Raw genomic sequence first — 15,947 nt, 5'->3', positions numbered from 1 at the left:
TGGCAGAGGTAGCCATAATTTCCTTATGCCCCAGATTCTGCTCATCGAGGACGACCAGTCCCTGCGCGACGGCCTTCAGCTGGCCCTGGAGCACCAGGGCCACCGGGTCCACGCCGCTGAGTCCGGCCACGCGGGTCTCACGGCGCTGCGGACAACGCGCACCGACCTGGTCGTCCTCGACCTGATGCTGCCGGACACCGACGGTTTCGAAGTCTGCCGCCGCATCCGCGCCTCCTGGCCAGTGCCCGTCATCATGCTCACGGCCCGTGGTGACGACTCCGACATCGTGCGCGGCCTCGACGCGGGCGCGGACGACTACGTCGTCAAGCCCGTACGCGGCCGGGTCCTCGATGCCCGTATCCGCGCAGTCCTGCGCGGGCAGGACCCCTCACCCGCGACCACAGCCACCGAGATCTACGAGGAGCTCACCGTGGACCGCTCCGGTCTCAGCATTACCAAGAACGGACGCCGCGTCGCCCTCACCCCGCTGGAACTACGCCTGCTGCTGCACCTGTCGGCGGACCCCGGTCATGTGTTCGCCCGGCAGGAACTGCTCGAAACGGTATGGGGCCACGACCCGTCGGCCGACGTACGCCTGGTGGACTCCGGTATCGCCCGGCTTCGTACGAAGATCGAGGATGATCCGGCATCCGCCCGCTACATACAGACGGCGCGCGGCTTCGGCTACCGCTTCGGACCGCTGTGAAGCGCCCCTCTCTGGTCAAGCGCCTGTCGTTCGGGCTGCGGGGCCGCCTGATCGCCGGATACCTGCTGGTCGCGGCCATCAGCGTGGTGGCGACGGCGGGATTCACCTACTACCAGGCGCACATCTCGATCCTCCGGACCGGACAGGACACCCTCCTCAACAGCCTGCGGGACACGACCACCACGTTCGCCGACGACCTGCCCTACCCGCCCACCCGCGCCCAGCTCACCTCCTTCGCCGGAAAACTGGCCTCCGGCAGCGGCTTCCGGATCATCACCGTCACCTACGGCACCCAATCCGTGACCTCGGCCCAGGGCGGCCCTGCAATCCCCGAAACCCTCCGCCGTGATGTCACCGCCAACCGGGAACTGACCTTCCAGCGCGTCACCCAGGACGGCACCCCCTGGCTCACAGCCGGCACCCCGATCACCTTCGCCGACAGCAGACAACCGTCCGGCATCGAGGTCTACGGAGCCACCCCGCTGCGCTCCCTCAGCGACGCGAAGGCCGCCGTGTGGGTCGCCTCCCAGTACGGCGCGATCCCCGCGCTCGTCCTCGCCGTGCCGCCCGCACTGCTCGCAGCCCGCGGCGTACTGCGCCCCGTGCGCCGGCTCCAGCACGGCGCCCGACGCATGGCCGACGGCGATCTCACCAGCCGTATCAAGGCCACCGGAAACGACGAACTGGCCGACCTTACCAAGGCGTTCAACGAATCAACCGCCGCACTGGAGACCACGGTCGGTGAACTCCGCAGAATGGAAGCCTCCGCCCGCCGCTTCGCCGCCGACGTCTCCCACGAACTGCGTACGCCCGTCGCCACGATGGTCGCCGTCAGCGACGTCCTCGACGACAGCGCCGACACCCTCCAGCCGGATATAAGCCGGGCGGCCCGCCTGGTCACCACCGAAGCCGACCGCCTCGCACGGCTCGTCGACGACCTGATGGAAATCTCCCGCTTCGACGCCGGCGCCAATACCCTGATCGCCTACGACATCGACGTGGCCGAGGCCGTACGTGCCTGCCTACGCGCCCGCGGCTGGCAGGACAAAGTCTCCACCGACCTCCCCGAACCCCCCGTCACCGCGCGCCTGGACCCCCGCCGCCTCGACGTCGTCATAGCCAACCTCATCGGCAACGCCCTGCGCCACGGAGCGCCGCCCGTGACCGTCCGGGTGACCGCATCCGAGGGCGACGAGGGTTGCGTACGGATCAACGTCACCGACCACGGCGGCGGGCTGTCTCCCGAGACCGCCGCGCATCTCTTCGACCGCTTCTACAAAGCTGACCAGGCCCGGTCACGTTCCGAGGGCAGCGGCCTCGGCCTCGCCATCGCCTGGGAGAACACCCGCCTGCACGGCGGCACCCTGACCGCAGCCAACGGCCCGCACGGCGGAGCAGTCTTCACCGCAGAATTCCCACGCACCCCCACGGCAGGAGACGGTACGTGACACAAAGCAGCCGCCTCCTTCGCCCTTTTCTCCCTGTGCTCCTACTCGGCCTCACAAGCTGCGGCACCGGTCCGGCGATCGACGCGTCCAAGCCCATGGGAGCCGGCGAGCCGGCCACCGGAATCGTGGCAGGCACCGCCGTCTATTTCCTCAAGGACAGGGCACTGCACCCCGTCGAGCGCTCCGCCGCCGGCATCACATCACCCACCGAAGCCGTCCGCGCCCTCCTCACCGGCCCCTCACCCGAAGACCGCAAGCAGGGCCTGACCAGCGCACTACCACCCCTGACCGGCACCTTGGAAACTGCCTTGGCCAAGGTGACCGCCACCCCAAACGCCCCCGGGCGGCTGCGCGTCACCCTCCCCTACGACCTGACCACACTCACCCCTCTCGCACTCGGACAGCTCACGTGCACGGCGTCCGCCACAGCACTGGTGGAACTGACCGGCACAGGCCACACCACCCCGGCCACCCACTGCTCCGACTACGCTGTGCGACATCCCGTGAGTTCTTCTGAGGGCGCTGTCACGTTGTTGGGTGTGTGGGTGTCTGATGGTGTGTCGGGGCATGGTGGGGCCTGTGCTCAGGCCGTGCTGGACAGACCGGCGGTGCCGGTGACCTGCTCCCAGGTGGTGAAGCGGTGCTGCATCTCGGTGCGGTAGTCGGGGGCGGTCATCAGTTGGCGGCGGGGCCGGAAGTGCGGTGAGATACCGCTGAACGCGGACAGGAACCGCTGCGCCCCGCCGGCGGAGCGGAAGCCTTTCATCGCACGTTCACGCTGCCGGGTGGGCTGGTGGCTGTTCTCCGCCCGGTTGTTCAGCCCCTTGTGCGAGCGGTGCTCGACCGAGGGCATGACCTCGCGGTGAGCGGCGCCGTAGGAGCGGAGCCTGTCCGTGACGACCACCCGCGGCACCGTACGGGTCGTCTTCACCAGACGACGGAAGAATCGCCTGGCCGCGGTCTTGTCCCGCCGGTTCTGTACGAGGATGTCCAGCACCATGCCGTCCTGGTCGACAGCCCGCCAGAGGTACTTCTGCTCGCCGTTGATCTTGACGAAGACCTCGTCCAGGTGCCACTTGTCACCAGGCCGGGGCCAGCGGCGGCGCAGCGAATTGGCGTCTTGCTGCCCGAACTTCAGGCACCAGCGGCGGATGGTCTCGTAGGATAGGAGACGATCACGCCGCGCTCGAGCATCAGCTCCTCGACCTCACGGAAGCTGAGCGGGAACCGGAAGTACAGCCACACGCAGTGGGAGATCACCTCGACCGGGTACCGGTGACCCCTGTACGACGGCGACGCGCTCCCCACGGACGACTCCCCCTCCACCATGATCAACCCGAAGATCATCCCACCCGCTCAGTCAACGTGACAGCACCGTGCTGCGCCGTACCGACGAGACCGTCGTGCTGTACGCACGGTCCGGCAGAGTCGTCACCCAGCACTGGATGGATCTGGCCGTCGCCGGCATGACACTGCGCCCCGGCACGGTCCTGGACGGCGAGGCGGTGATCTGGCGGGACGGCCGGCTCGACTTCGCAGCCGCGCAGTCACGGGCCGCGTCGTCCGTGACCCGGGCCCGCGCCCTGGCCGCCCGGCATCCGGCCTCCTACATCTGCTGGGACGTCCTGCAGCACCCGGACCCGCAGATCGGCGACTGCCGCAGCCACCCCTACACCGAGCGCCGCGCCCTCCTCCTGGAGCTCCTCGCCGACGTCGAGCCGCCGGTCCAGGCCGTCCCGGCCACCGACGACCGGGACACCGCCGTGCTCTGGTACGACGCACTGCGCGAGCAAGGCGTCGAGGGGATCGTTGCGAAGCGGGGCGGCGCGGGCTATCCGTCGGGGCGGCGAGATTGCCGAACTCGAACAGCAGAACCGGGAGCATCGGGCGGAGCAGCCCCGCGTCCCGCAACCCGGCGAACCGCAGCCGGATCGGCTCCCGAACACCGTCGGCGTTGCGGCGCCGGGCCTCGCGGGCCGCGATCGTGATGGAGAGAGCGGCCAGAACGCCCGGGATGAAGGCGAACCAGAACGCCGGCCGGATACCCACCCACGCCACCAGGCCCGCGGCGGCCAGTGGCCCGGCCACGGCCCCAAGGTTGTCCCCGGCACGCTCCAGACCGTACGCCCGCCCGTACGCACGGGGCGTGACCAGCGACGCGAGCAGGGAGTCCTTCGCCGGACCCCGCAGCCCCCGCGACGCCCACGCCAGGGCCCGCAGGACACCCACCTGCCACACTGCCGTGGCCAGACCGATGGCCCCAGTCGTCACAGCCGTACCCACGTAGCCGCCGGTGGCCATACGGCTCCGCCTGCGCGGGTCATTGGCAAGCGGACCGCCGACCAGCTTCATCACGCCGGTGAGCGCGTCGCTCACCCCCTCGATCAGCCCCAGCGAGGCAGCAAAGCCATGCAGGGCGCTGGTTGTAAAGACACCGCGGCCAGGGCCCGCCGCAGCCTGCCGACATCGACCTGGCCCGCGGCCAGTGCGTCGTAGAGCCCACCGTGCCCGCGACGATGCTCGCCCACCAGCGACCAGATCGGACCGTCCGCACACAACACGGCGTCCGCCAGCTCGAACAACGCATCCGCACGGCCCTCGTGCTGAGTGTTGTGTGTTCCTTGGTCGGAGCACATGCTCAGCCGAAGGCCGCCTGCACGCACGGCAGTTACCAGTCCGAGTGATCAAGTACGACGAGTCGTTCGACCTCCGACGTTAAAGATCAAGTTAGGTGCGCCCGCTGAGCACAAATGGACGGAGCGTTGACTTCAGGATGGCTGAGCACCCACTACTGCCGCAGGATCGCAACTTGCTCGGCGAGATATGATTCCGCAAGAAGGGACCTTCCTGTGCTGCTCAATTGCACGAACGGAACGCCATCGCGCATCTTCAGTGGACCACCACCCTCATCAAGGTCGATAGCCTCCCAGCCGACATGGACGATCTCTCCCACGCGGAATCCTCCGAGAAGACAGCGGCGAATGAGCTCAGCCCGCTGCTGTGCGACCTCCGATATTTGGCCGCGCCTGTCAGGTTGGACGACCTTGAGCACGTCCGCAGTGGCAAAGACAGCGTCCTCAGTCAGCAGGAGAACACCTAGATGCCAAGCCGAACCGACCCGGACAATGCGCCGCCCGCGCCAGCGCGAGTCCCGTTCTTCACCGAGCGCATTCTTCGGCGACTCTTCAAGATCCGCGCGCGCCTTATCGAGCAACCCAGCAAGCCGCGTCATTGCGGCCTCCCTTGGATGATCGCGTTTAACACGGGATCAGCGGTAACAAGATGAATAATCGGCGCTGATGATGGCATCAAATCGCTCCTAGCCTCCATGACTGCCAGTTGAAACTCGCCAAGGTGAAGATCAAACTGTCCAGGATCGTACTGTACAACCCCAAGTTGTTCTCGGCACCAATCTGATGAGCCCGCTGTTCTTACGAATGCCCTGCTCGCTCGCGAAGGCGTTGTCACGTTGTTGGGTGTGTGGGTGTCTGACGGTGTGTCGGGGCATGGTGGTGTCGGGTTTTGGGCCTTTGTTCAGGCCGTGGTGGGCTGGCGGGCAGCGCCGGTGATCTGGTCCCAGATGGCTAATACTCCAGCTGTAGATCGCGATCTTCATGCTTGAGTGGGGCCCTGACCCCAAGGCCGGGTAGTTAGCGTTTCCGCAGTTCACGCAAGTGCGTTGAGGGGTCGAGGGCAAAGCGCAACGGAGCTCGTTGGTACAGGCAGTCGACCAACACAGCTTGTTCCCGAGGAGCTCCGTTGCTGTTGCATTCTGTCCTGCCGTCGCCGCTGACGGCTATCACTCGTACGGTGACCGTGGCCGCGGGGAGGTTCGCCCCCGGTCACCTCGGCGAACTGACGGCCGTCGTGCCGTTCGAGCTGGTCGATGCGGTGCTGGCGGAGACACGGACGGTGCAACGGCGGCTGCGCGATCTGCCGTCCCGGGTCGGGGTGTACTTCCTGCTCGCGACGTGTCTGTTCCCCGAGGTCGGCTACCGGCTGGTGTGGGACAAGCTGGTCGGCGGCTTGGCGGGTATGCCGGTGGCCTCGCCGAGCGCGAAGGGGTTGCGGGACCTGCGGCGCCGGCTGGGAACCGCACCGATGCGGGCGCTGTTCGAGGTACTCGCCGGGCCGCTGGCCCGCCCGATGACGCCGGGGGTGCGGTTCGGTGGCTACCGGACAGTGTCGTTCGACGGCTGCAGCTCGCTGCGGGTACCGGACTCGCCGCGTAACCGGGCCTGGCTGGGACGGACGGCGCATCACGGCTATCCCACCCTGGAGTTGATGACGCTGGTCGAAACCGGGACCAGGTCCCTGATCGGCGCCGTGTTCGGCCCCACCGACGAGGGCGAGACCAGTTATGCCGGCCGTCTGCTGCACCTGCTGAGGCCGGACATGCTGGTGCTGTGGGATAAGGGGTTCGACGGCAACGCCTTCCTCAGGGCGGTGACCGCGACCGGCGCGCAGGTACTGGGCCGACTCCGCAACGGCACTGTCACGTTGACTGACCGGCCTGGGATGATCTTCTGGTTGGTCGTGCTGGGAGGGGTCGTCCGTGGACAGCGCGCCGCCGTCGTACAAGGGGCACCGGTACCCGGTGGAGATCATCGCGCACTGCGTGTGGCTGTACTTCCGTTTCCCGCTGTCGTTCCGCGAGGTCGAGGAGCTGATGCTCGAGCGCGGCGTGCTCGTCTCCCACGAGACGGCCCGCCGCTGGTGTACGAAGTTCGGGCAGGCCTACGCCAACGGCCTACGCCGCCGGCGTGTGCAACCGGGCGACAAGTGGCACCTGGACGAGGTCTTCCTCAGGATCAACGGTGAGCTGAAGTACCTGTGGCGGGCCGTCGACGCCGATGGCAACGTGCTCGACATTTTGGTCCAGAACCGGCGGAACACCGCTGCGGCCAGGCGGTTCTTCCGCAACCTGCTCAAAAAGACCTGCTCGGTGCCGAGGGTGATCGTCACCGACAAGCTGCGCTCCTACGGCGCGGCCCACCGCGAGGTCATGCCCTCCGTAGAACACCGCGCCCACAAGGGCCTGAACAACCGGGCCGAGAACAGTCATCAGCCGACGAGGCAGCGCGAACGCGCGATGAAGGGCTTCCGCAGTACCGGCGGGGCCCAGCGGTTCCTGTCCGCGTTCAGCGGCATCTCACCGCACTTCCGACCACGCCGCCACCTGATGACCGCCACCGAATACCGCACCGAGATGACCACCCCCTTCGCCATCTGGGACGAGATCACCGCCGCCACCGACCAGCCCATCGCAGCGTAACGACCTTGGGGGCAATTGAGGAGCTGAGTCATATCCCCTGATTGATCTTGCTGGCGCGATGGCAGCCGGGTCTGTCGTTGTGAGGATCGCGGTGGGTCTTCCATCGTGAGTCATGCCTGGCCGCCGATGGAGGCCTGTGGGGGAACCAGTTGGGTGGGTGCAGGCGTCCAGAGGGGCATGGATCAAGGTTTCCGGTTGCGTGAGGCGACCGCCGAGGACGCCGATGTCCTTGCCGATGTGCACACCCGGACCCGGGCCGCGTACTACACCGCGGGCGGCATGCCCGAGGAGGAGCTCGCCGACCCGAGTGCATGGGGAGAACGGCGCGACGCCTGGGCGCGGGTGCTGGGTGCGCCGGCGCGCGCCACGGTGGTCGCGGAAGACTTGGACGGGACGGCGGTCGGGCTGCTCACTGCCGGGCCACCGCACCACGATGACCTGGACGCCTCGACGTACTACGAGCTGTACCAGATCGGGGTACTGGCGCATGCCTGGGGGCGTGGGGTGGGTGGGGCCCTGCACCGGGAGTTCGTTGCGCTGGCCGCGGCCGCCGGCTGTGCCGAGGGCGTGCTGGAGTGCTGGGAGTCCAACACCCGTGCGCAGCGTTTCTACGCCCGAAACGGGTGGCGGCCGGATGGAGCGCGCCGTCCAGGACCGCTGGACCATGACTACGTCCGGCTGCGGCTGAAGCTCGTATCGCACAGCTTCTGAGCGAGGCTGACGCAATGTCAGCGGTGGGTGGCACGATCGGGAGATGTGACTGTTGCCCTGGATCGTGCCGCCCTGTCCCATCCTGCCTTCACTGGTGTGACACGCCAACACTTCGCCGAGCTGGTTGTCGAGTTGGCGCCACGCTGGGAGGCGTCGCGGGAGTCGGACCGAGCCGAGCGGCGTGGGGGTCTTCGGAAGCGCCTGGCCGGGGCGGGACGCAAGGTGAAGCTGGTGTTCACCGACCGACTGCTGGTCACCCTGATCTGCCTGCGTCACCAGCTGCCGCACGCCGCGTTGGCGGGGCTGTACGGGGTGGACCGCTCCACTGTCTCGGCGGCGGTGCGGGAGATACGGCCCCTGCTCGCGGCCCGCGGCTTCGCCGTCCCCGACCGGCCCGGTATCCGGATCCACACCCTGGAGGACCTGTTCGCCTACGCGGCGGCCGAGAACATCGAGCTGCGCATTGACGGCACCGAGACCCAGGTGCGTCGGCCCCAGGCTCACCGGCCGGGCCGGAAGGCGTTCGTCTCGGGCAAGAAGAAGCAGAACACGATCAAGACCACCAGCTTCAGCGACGGCCAGGGCCGCATCCTGTTCTCCGGCGTGGTCAGGCCCGGCCGGATGCACGACCAGACGGCCGTGCGCACCGAGGGCATCGCCGAACAGTTCCGGTTCCGCCCGCAGGTCAAGGCCAAGGTCGACGAGGGCTACCGCGGGCTGGCAGGCGAGTTCCCCGACCAGATCAGCGCGCCGCCGAAGAAGCCCGGCAAGGATGCCTGTGACGGCGAACACCGGGCCTGGCGGGAGGCCAAGCGACGGCAGTCCTCGGCGAGGATCTGCATCGAGCACACCAACGCCGAGCTGAAGAAGTGGCGTCCGCTCCAGCGATACACCGGACGCCGCGAGAGCTACGGAGAAACCCACGCCGCGATCGCCTCCCTCGTCTCCGACCGCTCCGCCAGGCGCCCCACCCGCCGCAGGACCAGCACCGCCCTCGTGCCCGTCCGCACCACCACCTGCTGACTCATCGATCAGCCGAACCCCCAGGCCAACCTGCCCCGACCTCAATTGCCCCCAAGGTCGTAAGCCAGGCCCCCACCCAACCCCTACACACCCTGACGCGCCCTCAACCGATCAACACCGCACCAACGTGACAACGCCGTATGCGCAACCTCTGACATCGCGGTCGTCAACAACCTCTCCGACGGCGCACGTTCTGTCAGTACTCGCCAGACCGCGGATCGCCAACGTGACGCGGGCCGCGTACCGAGTTGTCCTGTCGAAGTGCATCTGTCAGATGACAAGCCGCTGACCTGGTGTGGTGCCATGTTGATTGAGAACGCTGGCCCTGGCTCTGTTCACCAGAACGGGTTCTGGTGAACAGAGCCAGATCCGGCCTTCGATCGGAATCAGCGTCCGGCGGGATCGGTCCCGTCCCCGGTGCGGTCCGGCACCCTCTTTCAGGGGAAAGATCACCGCTCTGTCCGCACCGTCCTGGATGGTGCCGACAGACTTGCAATCATAAAGATCTGGAAGAGGGCAGCCGTGGGCATGGCGGCATGGTCCCTCGTGGCTTTGCCGAGCCTGCTCGCTTCGACGCAGGTGCAGGCGACGAATCCGGCCGCGGCTCACACCGCCTCTCGAACCTCTCTGCTGGACGTGTTCGTACCGCCCGTGACCTCTCCCACCGCGGAGTCGGTCTGGACGGCCGGCCAGACGGTTGAGGTCACCTGGGACACTGCCGACCCGCCACAGCACATCACCAACCCCAAGGGCGCGATCTACTTGAGGAAAGGCGACAGGACCGGCCCCATGCTTGACGAGGGCTTCGACATCCTGAAGGGGAGACAGGAAGTGGTCGTGCCGGACGTTCCTCCCGGGAACGACTACAGGATCGTCCTCTTCGGCGACTCCGGTAACTTCTCCGCCCCCTTCACGATCACGGAAGGGCCGACCGATTCCTAGCGGTGCGGCCCGGCCGTCCAGGCGACAGCCCGGCGCCTCGGCGGCCGAACGTCGCGCTGGCCCGTGGCCGTGCTCCTGATGCCGGGCGACAGCGGCGTTCAACGCCCGTTCCTGGTCGGGGTGCAGTTCCCCATGCGCGGACGAACCCTGACGGCACATCGGTCTCGAACCGCTCCAGTTCCTCCGCCAACGCGGGCGCATCCTGCATCGCGGGCCATCGATCAATCCGCAGTGGCAAACGGTCAAGGTTCCCTACGTTCTCCTGTGGGACAGGGCGAGCCCTTCGTATGGTTGGCCCACCCAGGGGCGTCGGGTGTGGCTTTCAAGGTTCTGCCGTCCGTGGCTGGCATCGATTGGCCGCCCGACGCCCCACGACGACTCGGCCGCCAATTAGGAATTGCGAATGATCGCTCAGTAGGGAATCGACAGCGAGGTCGTCCGTCGGGAGGCATCAGTACACCGCACCGCGCGGAGGCACCATGGCCGCGATCTGGGCCGGCATCGACGCAGGCAAGATCCACCACCACTGCGTCGCGATCGACGAGCGCGGCCACCGGCTGCTGTCGCGACGCGTCGCCAACGACGAGCCCGAACTGCTCGAACTCCTCGCCGACGTCCTGGCCCTGGGCGACAAGGTGACCTGGGAAATCGACCTGGCCGACGGCGGGGCCGCCTTGGCCATCGCGATCCTCCTCAACCATGACCAGGCGGTGCTCTACCTCTCCGGCCGGGGGCACTGTCACGTTGACTGGCCGGGTGGGATGATCTTCTGGTTGGTCGTGCCGGGGAGGGATTCGTTCGTGTCGTCCGCGTCGCCGTCGTACAAGGGCCACCGGTACCCGGTGGAGGTGATCGCGCACGCGGTATGGCTGTACTTCCGCTTCCCGCTGTCCTTCCGCGAGGTCGAGGAGCTGATGCTCGAGCGCGGCGTCATCGTCTCCTACGAGACCATCCGCCGCTGGTCCGCCAAGTTCGGTCAGGCCTACGCGGGCGGACTGCGTCGCCGTCGGCCACGGCCCGGGGACAAGTGGCACCTGGACGAGGTCTTCGTGAAGATCAACGGAGAGCAGAAGTACCTGTGGCGGGCCGTCGACCAGGACGGCAACGTGCTCGACATCCTCCTGCAGAGCCGCCGGGACAAGGCCGCGGCCAGGCGTTTCTTCCGCTGCCTGATGAAGAAGACCCGTACGGTGCCGCGGGTGGTCGTCACCGACAAGCTCCGTTCCTACGGCGCGGCGCACCGCGAGGTCATGCCCTCGGTGGAACACCGTTCCCACAAGGGCCTGAACAACCGGGCGGAGAACTCCCACCAGCCCACGCGGCAGCGTGAACGCGCGATGAAGGGATTCCGTTCCGCCGGCGGGGCCCAGCGGTTCCTGTCCGCGTTCAGCGGCATCTCACCCCACTTCCGCCCTCACCGCCACCTGATGACAGCCTCCGACCACCGAGCCGAGATGACCGTCCGCTTCGCGATCTGGGACCAGATCACCGGCGCTGCCGGCCGGCCCACCACCGCCTGACCACAGGCCCGGACCGCAAGCCCCACCAGGCCACGACGCACCGTCAGTCACCTGCAACCCAACAACGTGACAGCACCGTCGAGCGGGGTACGCCAGTGGGGGATTCGACTTCCGTCGAATCCGGTGAGGACGCGGTGGCGGACCGGGAAGGTCTCACCGCCGTCGGGGTACGGGGTGTTACCGAGGAGGTCGGCCACCTGCCGGGTGGCCAGCCACCGCAGGCGGGGCAGCCAGCCCATCGAGACGAGGCCAGGGGTCAGGCCGCACGAGAAGGTGATCGAGCACTTCCCGTCGTCCCGGTGGACGTGCATGTAGTCGCCGGGCTCATAAAACTTCAGACCGAAGCGGATCGGGGTCATCCTGGTACGGCCGGTCGCATCCCCCGCCACCTCCGCCAGGCCCTTGGACATGGCCAACCGGCTGAGCGCGACTCCCCCTGTGTGGACCTTGCACCGCTGGGGGGAGGTGATCGATCCGTCCCGCATCACCAGCAGGCCCGACCGCTGGTTGTGACGGACGACCGCGTGCGGCTCGCACCGGGCGGCCTCCTCGGCGATCTCCTCCCAGAGCCCGGGTTCGATCACATCCTCGGGAACGACCGTCCGGCCTTCAGCCAGCCAGAACTGGCGCGGGGTCATGGCCATCACAGGTCCATGAACGACATGGTCACCAGCAGGCCCATCGGCAGCGTGAGCGGCCGGCGCCAGTGCGGCACGTGGTACCCGGCGAACGCCCGGACGCTGCCATCACCGTACGGGTGGGTCAGGGCGGTGAAGCCCTCCCCCTCGGGGAAGATGCCGTGCTCGGTGACGGCCTCTCCGAGGTGGTCGGGGAAGGCGCCCATCAGGTCCGGGGCCCAGCCCATCGGGGGCAGGTCCTCGGTCAGCGCGACGGCGACGGTCACGGTGGACTTCACCGAGTCCGTGTGCAGGCCCTGGAAGTCGCCTTCCTTGTAGAGGACGACGGCGCCCCCGCGCGGGATCAGCCGGGGGATGCCGGTGGCCTCACGCAAGGCCATCAGCAGGGCCTTGTCGTAGGCCAGGGCCTCCAGCACCGGGCCGGGCGGGATGAAGCCGCAGTGGACCGGGGAGGCGAACGAACCGTCGCGGTGTGCGGCCGTGTGCTCGTGGACGTGGGGCGTGACCAGGTCGACCCTGTCGTGCGCCTCCTCGACCAGGGCCATGAAGCGGTCCGGGTCAAGGGCCCCGGGAACAAGAGCCGTTCCCGTCTTCTCCCACGTGGCGCGAGCCGACAGCCGTTCCACGGGTGCTTCGGTGTCCATGATCCCCTCCAGGTGGTCTCTCTGTCCGGGTGACGCCGCGCGGCCGGTGGAACCTCGGCCCGCCCACCGCTGCCGTGCCGGGGGCGAGCCGAGAGGTTCAGCGGCGTTCGCCCATTGAACTGCCGGGGAACACAAGGAATGAGGGGCCAGGAAGGGGTGCATTTTCCTGGCGGGGGCCGCTTTGGGGGGCCAGGATGAGGTCCTCACCCGACGGCAACGGAGGGAAAGTGTCATGGTGGCCCCGGACGGCATCGGCGTCTTACTTCGATCGATCCGCGAAGACGCCGGACGCACTCGCGACGAACAGGCCCAGATCGTTCAACAGGCCCAGGGCGGCAGGTGGTTCGACTGGGAGAACATCAAGCGGTGGGAACTGGAGAAGCGGATACCGGTCCCGGACTGGCACGAGACGATCGCCCGCCCATACGGGCTGAGCGTCGCGGACGTCCAGCGGGCAGTTGCCGCATCGCGGCAGCACCGACGCAGCCAGCGTGGGGAGAAAGAGGACGTGGAACGACGCAGGTTCTTCGGGATGGCGGCCATTGCGGCAGGCGCGACGGCACTGCCTGGCATCGCACAGGCCCGCGAGGGCATCGACGGGGCCCTCACGGGGGCCGGGGCCGGTGACCTGGCCTACCTGGAGTCGGCATTTGAGCGGCACCGGGGCGGCTACCACGGCCGGGCTCCCGACGACGTCCTGGCCGAGATGCAGGCGGATCTCGACCTTCTCGGGCAGGTACTCAACCAGTCCCACCCGGCCGGCGCACGCGCTGATCTCGCCCGCACCGCCGCGGGGATCGCCGGTCTGGTCGCCATTGTTCAGCACGACCGGGGCGACAAGCAGGACGCCTTCGGCTGGTTCGCGACGGCGGAGAAGGCGGCCCGGGAATCCGGTGACCGCAGGATGACCGCCTGGGTGCTGGCACGGCACGCGATGGTGCCGCTGAACTACGGCGCCCCGGAGGTGGCCGTGCGGATCGCCGCCCGCGCCCGCAGGGCAGCCGGCCGGACGCCCACCGCGGCCGGAGCGCTGGCAGCGGCCGTAACTGCCCGCTCGCTCGCCGCCATCGGTGACCACCGGGGCGCCAAGGCAGCGGTCACGGACGTGCAGAAACTGGTCGAGCGCCTTGACGGGCAGGATGTAGCCGACACCTGGTTCGGGTACCCGGCCCAGAAGCACTTCGTTCACCTATCCCAGGCATACACCCTCCTCGAGGATACCGAGGCCGCCTACTCGGCCCAGGACAACGCCCTCGACCTCACCGATTCCCCCTCGGTGATGAGCCGGGCCCTGATCGCGATGGACACCGCCACCTGCCTGCATCTCGACGGCGACCCTTCAGCGGCGGCCGAGATGGCGTGCGGGATCTTCGACCGCCTCCCAGGTCCCTACCGTGATGGCCTGATCCGGTCCAGGGCCGAAGCACTCCACCAGGCCCTCGGCGGCCGCCCCCGCGACCTCCTCGGTCAGGTTCTCGCCTGACGGGGGCTCTGCGAGAGCTGACCGGGTTGTCTGGAATGGCGCGTGATGCCGTGTCCCCAGCACAGGTGAGACCCTGCCATCACTCGACGTCCCAACCGCAGTGATCAGCGCCGGTGGCGGCCGGCTCCGCGGTGCTGACCAGTCTGCTGGCGCTGCAGGAGGCGCGCACAGTGTCCGATCCAAGCACGGCGGCGGAGCTCTGCCCGCAGGACCATGGTGGTCAGTAGCCGGTCTGCTCAGCACGCTGGCGGCTCCGCGCCCGTCGGGCCAACTCCGCAGTGCTGGGCCGAGTCGACGGGTCCGGATGGCGATCAGCACACTCCGGCACCCCGGCCGTAAGGCGGTGACTGCGCGGTCCCGTGGCGCCCTCCACTCCTTGCTCACAGTAGGCCCGCCCGCCGCCACGCCCAGGCGCGTCGGATCAGGCAGCGGACCGTGATGATGGTGCTGGCCAGGGCGAGGAAGAACTCGATGGCCGTTCTCCAGCGTTCGGTGCAGCGCCGGACCTTGCCGAAGTTGTTCACAGCGACCGTCTCGACCGGCCGCGCGTCTGGCTAGAGTTAGGCTGCATGCGCATTGGTAGAACTTTCCTGGGCATAGCCATGACCGCTCTCGTCACCGCGGGCTGCGGCGGGTCGGGATCGCATGACGACGCCTCCCGCCCTGCGGACACCGCGCCGCCGAAGAGCGGCAAGGAACTCCCCATCGCGATCACCTCGGCCGAGCCTGGACTCCTGACGGTGAAGACGCTGCTCGGCGCTCTGCCGCCGGAACCCACCGACGACGCCGCGTTCACCGAGCGGGTGCTGTGGACGATGCGTAAACACACCGTGACCATGGCCGGGATACCGGGGAGGACCAGCGCCGCGTGCGAGGGCGACAAGGTGAGCAAAAAGCCGGGCGTGACCACACGGTGCACCGTCACCTACAACAGCGTGAAGGTCCCCTGGTCCATCCGTTTCGAGGAGCCGGCCGGTGACTTGAAACCGTACGAAATCACCAACGCGGGCCAGGCCGTGTTGACGGCGAAGTCTGTCTACGGCGAGTTCTGGAGGGAGTACAACCGGGTCAGCAAGCACCTACGCTGCGGAAAGATGCCAGACCTCGAACTCGTCGCATACGGCCAAGACACCGGTCACCGCTGCCAGTACGCCTCGTCCATCGACGGCAAGGCCCGGTGGGTCAATGTCCCGGTGAGCGTGGGCGAGCGCGGGGTCATCTTCGACAACGGCCGCTCGCCGGAGTCTCCTTGAGGCGCGCTGATCACATGGGTGGAGTCGGTGCGCTGCTTGCCCCCGGCCGCCACCAGACCGTCACCAGCGACAACACCCCGGGCGGCAGGCCCGGCGCCCCGCGCACCCCGAACGCCTCGGCGAACGGCTCATCGACGAAGACCTCCGCGAGGTGGTCCCGCACCCGTATCGCCAGGCTCCCCCTGGGGAACGCCGCCCGCGCCACCGCCACGGTCTGCTCCGGGATCTCCGGCAGTCCCACCGGCCGCATCGACATCCGTACCGCCTCCACGGCCGCACGACGGAAAAGCGACCTCGCGAACGA

At 68.2% G+C, this 15,947-nt stretch carries 13 protein-coding genes and 7 pseudogenes; 12 read left to right on the top strand and 8 right to left on the bottom strand.

Annotated elements, in window-relative coordinates:
• Nucleotides 1–25 precede the first annotated feature (25 nt).
• Together OG611_RS27805 and OG611_RS27800 are read left to right on the top strand one after the other, a co-directional pair.
• Nucleotides 26–706, top strand: coding sequence for a response regulator transcription factor (locus tag OG611_RS27805; RefSeq protein ID WP_124723520.1), 681 nt, complete (start codon nt 26–28; stop codon nt 704–706).
• Complete coding sequence (locus tag OG611_RS27800) at nt 703–2,154, top strand: HAMP domain-containing sensor histidine kinase (protein WP_266425234.1); 1,452 nt, start codon at nt 703–705, stop codon at nt 2,152–2,154. Before OG611_RS27805 ends, OG611_RS27800 begins: the two co-directional genes overlap by 4 nt.
• A 583-nt stretch (nt 2,155–2,737) precedes the next feature.
• Here OG611_RS27800 and OG611_RS27795 read toward each other — a convergent pair.
• A pseudogene (locus tag OG611_RS27795) lies at nt 2,738–3,483 on the bottom strand (IS6 family transposase).
• A 47-nt stretch (nt 3,484–3,530) separates the two neighbouring features.
• Between OG611_RS27795 and OG611_RS27790 the strand changes: the two are divergent.
• A complete protein-coding gene (locus tag OG611_RS27790; RefSeq protein WP_266425232.1) occupies nt 3,531–4,142 on the top strand; it encodes a DNA ligase in 612 nt (203 codons plus the stop codon).
• Here OG611_RS27790 and OG611_RS27785 read toward each other — a convergent pair.
• The 3 genes and pseudogenes from OG611_RS27785 to OG611_RS27775 form a co-directional block, all read right to left on the bottom strand.
• Nucleotides 4,141–4,506: pseudogene (locus tag OG611_RS27785) on the bottom strand (MFS transporter); the annotation flags it as partial. The gene OG611_RS27790 and the pseudogene OG611_RS27785 sit on opposite strands and share 2 nt — an antisense overlap.
• 74 nt (nt 4,507–4,580) lie before the next feature.
• Nucleotides 4,581–4,790, bottom strand: a pseudogene (locus tag OG611_RS27780) (hypothetical protein); the annotation flags it as partial.
• A 152-nt stretch (nt 4,791–4,942) separates the two neighbouring features.
• Complete coding sequence (locus OG611_RS27775) at nt 4,943–5,386, bottom strand: hypothetical protein (RefSeq protein ID WP_266425229.1); 444 nt, start codon at nt 5,384–5,386, stop codon at nt 4,943–4,945.
• Nucleotides 5,387–5,931: 545 nt separating this feature from the next.
• Here OG611_RS27775 and OG611_RS27770 point away from each other — a divergent pair.
• From OG611_RS27770 to OG611_RS27740, 7 genes and pseudogenes are all read left to right on the top strand, one after another.
• Nucleotides 5,932–6,654: pseudogene (locus OG611_RS27770) on the top strand (transposase); the annotation flags it as partial.
• A gap of 55 nt (nt 6,655–6,709) precedes the next feature.
• Nucleotides 6,710–7,429 (top strand): IS6 family transposase, encoded by a 720-nt coding sequence (locus tag OG611_RS27765; RefSeq protein WP_266425227.1) that lies wholly within the window; start codon nt 6,710–6,712, stop codon nt 7,427–7,429.
• 195 nt (nt 7,430–7,624) lie between these two features.
• Complete coding sequence (locus OG611_RS27760) at nt 7,625–8,140, top strand: GNAT family N-acetyltransferase (protein WP_266425225.1); 516 nt, start codon at nt 7,625–7,627, stop codon at nt 8,138–8,140.
• Between the two features lie 96 nt (nt 8,141–8,236).
• Nucleotides 8,237–9,163 (top strand): transposase, encoded by a 927-nt coding sequence (locus OG611_RS27755; protein WP_266425222.1) that lies wholly within the window; start codon nt 8,237–8,239, stop codon nt 9,161–9,163.
• Nucleotides 9,164–9,580: 417 nt separating this feature from the next.
• Nucleotides 9,581–10,105 (top strand): GPI anchored serine-threonine rich family protein, encoded by a 525-nt coding sequence (locus OG611_RS27750; protein WP_266425219.1) that lies wholly within the window; start codon nt 9,581–9,583, stop codon nt 10,103–10,105.
• 479 nt (nt 10,106–10,584) lie between these two features.
• Nucleotides 10,585–10,821, top strand: a pseudogene (locus OG611_RS27745) (transposase); the annotation flags it as partial.
• Between the two features lie 45 nt (nt 10,822–10,866).
• On the top strand, nt 10,867–11,625 hold the full coding sequence (locus OG611_RS27740) for an IS6 family transposase (protein WP_266426279.1): 759 nt from the start codon (nt 10,867–10,869) through the stop codon (nt 11,623–11,625).
• Nucleotides 11,626–11,672: 47 nt separating this feature from the next.
• Here OG611_RS27740 and OG611_RS27735 read toward each other — a convergent pair whose 3' ends face one another.
• A complete protein-coding gene (locus OG611_RS27735; protein WP_266425217.1) occupies nt 11,673–12,269 on the bottom strand; it encodes a hypothetical protein in 597 nt (198 codons plus the stop codon).
• Nucleotides 12,269–12,907 carry a hypothetical protein gene (locus tag OG611_RS27730; RefSeq protein WP_266425215.1) on the bottom strand — a complete coding sequence of 213 codons (639 nt, stop codon included), beginning with the start codon at nt 12,905–12,907 and terminating at the stop codon, nt 12,269–12,271. Before OG611_RS27730 ends, OG611_RS27735 begins: the two co-directional genes overlap by 1 nt.
• Nucleotides 12,908–13,139: 232 nt before the next feature.
• On the opposite strand from OG611_RS27730, the gene OG611_RS27725 reads away from it, so the two are divergent.
• A complete protein-coding gene (locus OG611_RS27725) occupies nt 13,140–14,390 on the top strand; it encodes a transcriptional regulator (RefSeq protein WP_266425214.1) in 1,251 nt (416 codons plus the stop codon).
• A 380-nt stretch (nt 14,391–14,770) separates the two neighbouring features.
• Here OG611_RS27725 and OG611_RS27720 read toward each other — a convergent pair.
• Nucleotides 14,771–14,914 (bottom strand): annotated as a pseudogene (locus OG611_RS27720) (IS5/IS1182 family transposase); the annotation flags it as partial.
• Nucleotides 14,915–14,959: 45 nt separating this feature from the next.
• Here OG611_RS27720 and OG611_RS27715 point away from each other — a divergent pair.
• A complete protein-coding gene (locus tag OG611_RS27715; protein WP_266425213.1) occupies nt 14,960–15,643 on the top strand; it encodes a hypothetical protein in 684 nt (227 codons plus the stop codon).
• A gap of 55 nt (nt 15,644–15,698) precedes the next feature.
• On the opposite strand, the pseudogene OG611_RS27710 reads toward OG611_RS27715, so the two are convergent.
• Nucleotides 15,699–15,899: pseudogene (locus OG611_RS27710) on the bottom strand (IS5/IS1182 family transposase); the annotation flags it as partial.
• Nucleotides 15,900–15,947: the final 48 nt, after the last annotated feature.

The sequence above is a fragment of the Streptomyces sp. NBC_01363 genome, from assembly GCF_026340595.1.
In the GTDB taxonomy this organism is placed as follows: Bacteria; Actinomycetota; Actinomycetes; order Streptomycetales; family Streptomycetaceae; genus Streptomyces.
This window is presented reverse-complemented; position numbering and strand designations above follow the sequence as displayed.